The following is a 4,180-nucleotide window of genomic DNA, read 5'->3' as shown; positions in this document are numbered from 1 at the left end:
CCGGTGTGGCTGGCCGAAGACTCGGCCGCCGCCGCGCTCTACCCGCGGCCGGCCGACGACGCGGTGCTGCTGACGTTCCTGGGCGCCTCGGCCGATGCCGGCGCGCCCGGCACGCCCCGAACGCCCAGCTCGCCGACGCCGCGGGCAGGCTGAGCCGCGCCGTGCCGCTCTACCTGAACGAGCAGGCCCGCCTGCTGGCCGCGCGCGCACGCAGACGCTGGTGCCCTGGCTGACGCAGCCCTCGCCCCGGCTTCGTGCTGAGCGCGCGCGCCTGGGGACGACAACACGCCCTGCGCTACGCGGCCCAATGCGAGGCGCAGAGCGACTTCGTGGTGCTTACGCACCTGCTGGCCCCGCCTTCGGGTCCGTGGACGGCGCAATTGCGGCTGCTGCGCATGGAAGACGAATCTTGCGTGGGCGAGCTGTCGGCCCGCTTTGCGCCGGCCGATCCGGCCGCGGCGCTGAGCGGCCTGGCCCGGGACATGCTGGCCTTGCTGGCGCGGCATTCCGCGCTGCGCCCGCAGCCCGCGCCGGCCGCCTACCAGGTCGCCCGAGGGCCCTGGCTTCGCCGATTACCTGCTGCGCCTGGAGCAGTTGCTGGCCGTGCGCTGCCACGGCGCTGGCGACCCGCGGGAACCCGGACTGAACGGAGAACGCGAGATCCTGGACGGCAACCTGCGGCAATGCCTGGCCCACCCGCACAGCGTCAACGCCCGGCTGCTGCTGGCGCGCACGCTGCGCGCCATGGAAAAAGCCCGGCCCCAGGCGGCGGCCGAATCCGCCCGCGCGCAATTGCTGTCGCAGCGTCCCGATCTCGCCGCCCTCGATCCGGCGGAAGTCTGGACCCGCCTGTGTGCCGGCGGCGACGCGGCCTGCCGCCTCATTCCCGTGCCGTCGCGGTGGAGCGAGCTGCCGTGGACGGTGCGCGTCTTCCTGCTCTGCCTGGCGGCCTCGGCGCTGGGGCCCTGGCTGTGGCATTCATGGAACCGCCCGGCGCCCGAGGATGCCGGCACGCCGGCCGCCGATGCGTCGGCGGGCGATGCGCGCCAGGCCTGGGACGACGCGCTGTCCCAGGCAATGCGGCGGCTTCGTGCGCACGACGGCAGCGAGCCCGGCCGGCTGATTGCCGGGCTGGCGGGCGTTCCGCTGTCGCTCGAAGGCTGGGCGCTGCGGCGCGCGCATTGCGACGCCATGGACGCGCAGTGGCGCTGCTCGGCGTTCTATGCCCGCGCATATCCGTTTGCCACCAACCAGGGGCTGGCCGCCCGCCGGCCTTCCGGCTGGAACCTGTCATTCAACCCGCTCGAAGAAGCCGTTCTCAGTTGGCGCCTGGCGGCGGGGGAACGCCCCTTGTCCGCTATCGCCTTGCCTTCCGGGCATGAGGTCGACATCCGGGTGGCCAGCGTGCTGCAGGACGCTGCGCCGCGTTTTCGTCCGTGTCCCTGGGGCAGCCCGCCCGCGCGGCGTTCGCGGAAGGCATCGCGCGGCCGGCGGGCGCGCCGGAGCTGCGTGGCCCGCACCGTCAGCCTGCACGGGCCGTTGCGCTCGCTCGTGCTCCTGTCGGGCGCATTTTCATCGGCGCGCTGGTCGCGCCTCGTCCTGAATATCCAGCCGCAAGCGCGCGCGGGGCTGGCGAGCAGCATGCTCGCGGCGGAACTCCAGGGAGTCCTTTATGAACACGACTGAATACGCGGGCGGCGCCTGGCCGTCCCTGCGGCAGCGGCCGGCCCGCTATGGGCGGCAGGCCATTCTCGCGGCCGTCCTGGCCGCGCAGGCCGGCGCCGCAACGGCGAGCCCGCCGCCTGGCCTGAAGCCGAGACGGTCCGCATGCTGCTGCGCGCCGATGCCGCCGCCGCGCTGGCCGGTTGCCAGGCGTCCGGGGCGTGCCCCCGCCAGGGCTTGCCGGAAGCGGCGCCGGCGGCGGCCGAAGACCGGATCCGGCTCGCCGCCATTTACGGCATTGCGCCCCGCCTGCGGGCGGAAGTGCTCATCAACGAGCCCCGCTGCGCTTCCAGGCCGCCGCGCGGATCCCGTCGCGGGCGCGGCGGCCGGGTATCGGCTGCTGGGCATGGACGCGGGATGCGTGAGCCTGCTGCACGCAGGGCGATCGCGCCAGGTGTGCCTGGATCTGGCGGAGGGCCGCCCATGACCGTCATCTCTCCCGTCTCCGGCATGGCGCGGGCGGCATCCGTGCCGCGCCTCGAGTCCACCGAAGACATCGCGCGCATGAATCCGCCTTTCCTGCGGGCGCTGGCGCGCGAGTTCGACTTGGCCGCGCTGGCCGGGCGGCTCTGCCCCGTGCTCCTGGAGAGCGGCGAAGTGGCGGTTTTCGCCGTGAGCGAATACGCTGTGGGCGACCAGGCCGACGAAATCGAACGCATGGCGCGCGCCCAGGGATACCGCCTTGCCGATCCTCCCCGGTACATGCTGCCCGCCACGCTGCTCCTCATGGTGGCGCGCGGCCAGCTCGGCGCGCCGGGCCTGGGACGGCAGAGCCGGCTGCGCCAGGCCGAGCGGGCTTCCGCCCTGTCGGCGCTGTTTCTCGATATCGTGCGGGCAGGTGTGCAGCAGGGCGCGAGCGACGTGCACATCAACGTCAGCCCGCGCCGCGAACAATGCGAAATCCGTTACACCATCAACGGCGAGTACCTGAAGTCCGACCGTTTCGAAGGGCTGTCGCACGCCACGCTGCTGGAAGTGCTGGCCGTGGCCTGGATGGACGTGCGCGGCGGCAACGGCGCGGTCTTCGACCCGGCGATCGAACAGCAGGGCCGCATCGCGCTCGAGCTCGACGGTGCCCCGCTGGTGCTGAGGTGGGCCTCGCTGGCCACCGATGCCGGCCCCTCGGTGTGCCTGCGCATCCTGCGCCTGGACGCGAACGCGCATCCGGGCCTGGCGGATCTGGGCTATCTGCCGGAACAGGTTGCCGCGCTGTTGCGCGCCCGCGAGCGCGAAAGCGGCGCCATCGTGCTCGCGGGCGTGGTGGGGTCGGGCAAGTCCACCACCATCGCGACGCTGATGCGGGGCATCGCCGCCAGCCGCAAGGTGATCACGCTCGAAGATCCCGTCGAGTACCTCATCGGCAACGCCTTGCAGAACACGGTCTCGGGCGGCCTGGCCGAGCCGGCGTGGCCGGCCTTCGAGGCCAAGCTGAAGACCATCAAGCGGTCGGCCATGAACGATCTGCTGCTGGGCGAAATCCGCGACCGCGAAACCGGCCGCGCCTTTGCCGACCTGGCAGGCTCCGGCGTCGGGCTCTACACCACGACGCACGCCGGCGCGGCTTTCCTGATACCCGAAAGGCTGGCTTCCGACGCCATCGGCGTGCCGCGCGAATTCCTGGCCACGCCCGGCGTGCTCAAGCTGCTGGTCTACCAGACCCTGCTGCCCACGCTGTGCGCCTCCTGCTCCCGGCCCGCCTCCAGTCTGTGGGGCGCTGCGGAGCGGCGTCGCGCGCCCCGAGGCGACGCAGGCCTGGCGGCTGTGGCTTGCCCGTGCTCGCGGATGCCTGCGGCCAGGACGTGCCGGCATTGCGAATCCGGAATCCGGAAGGCTGCCCCGCGTGCCGCGCCCGCAGATGCCGGCGCCAACGGCGTGCGCGGGCGCAGCGTCGCCGCCGAAATGATCGAGCCGGAGCGTCTCGACGGCTTTTCGAACTGGTGGCGCGGCGCGACAACTGCGGCCTTCGCGCGGCTGGTGCGCGAAGCGAATCAGGACCTCGGCGCGGGCGCCGTCGCCGCGCTGGACTGCGCCTTGCTCAAGGTAGGGGCGGGCCTGGTGGATCCGCGCGCGCTGGCGCGCCGCTTCGATCTGCCCCGACCGCTTGCGCGTGCCCCGCCGCCGTGCTGGAATCGGACCATGGCTGAGCGGGCGACTTTTCGGGCGGCTTTTGCGACGCCGGCCGCCCCGGGCCCGGCTGCGGGCGGCACGCCTGGCGCTTTCGCCCGCGGCGGGCCGACTATTACGAATACCTGGCGGACCTGATCGAAGGCACCCAGGGCCGCAAGACCCTGCGCGACATTCTCGACGACGATGCCCGGCGCTACGGACCGGCTACCGTGCGCGGGCGCTGTCCGGGCCACTGGGCGCGGGCATACGTGGAAGAGGGCGGCGATCTGTCCGCCGCCTGGGCCGGCACCTTGCCGCAGAACGAATGCCAGCTCATTGCCTGCGTCCAGGA

The 4,180-nt window shown here is 73.0% G+C and carries 2 protein-coding genes; both read left to right on the top strand.

Going from position 1 to position 4,180, the window contains the following annotated elements:
* The first annotated feature begins 594 nt into the window (after positions 1–594).
* On the top strand, positions 595–1,686 hold the full coding sequence (locus tag AD428_RS06420) for a hypothetical protein (protein WP_053244573.1): 1,092 nt from the start codon (positions 595–597) through the stop codon (positions 1,684–1,686).
* A gap of 459 nt (positions 1,687–2,145) precedes the next feature.
* Positions 2,146–3,984, top strand: a complete 1,839-nt coding sequence (locus AD428_RS06415; RefSeq protein WP_235489294.1) for an ATPase, T2SS/T4P/T4SS family — start codon at positions 2,146–2,148, stop codon at positions 3,982–3,984.
* Positions 3,985–4,180 lie beyond the last annotated feature (196 nt).

It is taken from the genome of Achromobacter sp. DMS1 (assembly GCF_001270295.1).
The sequence above is the reverse complement of the archived record's forward strand: the minus strand, read 5'-3'. Positions and strand labels throughout refer to the sequence as shown.

What these genes read in the sequence shown, in the direction of transcription:
- AD428_RS06415 (WP_235489294.1), top strand. Translation starts at nt 2,146, where the DNA reads ATGACCGTCATCTCTCCCGTCTCCGGCATGGCGCGGGCGGCATCCGTG.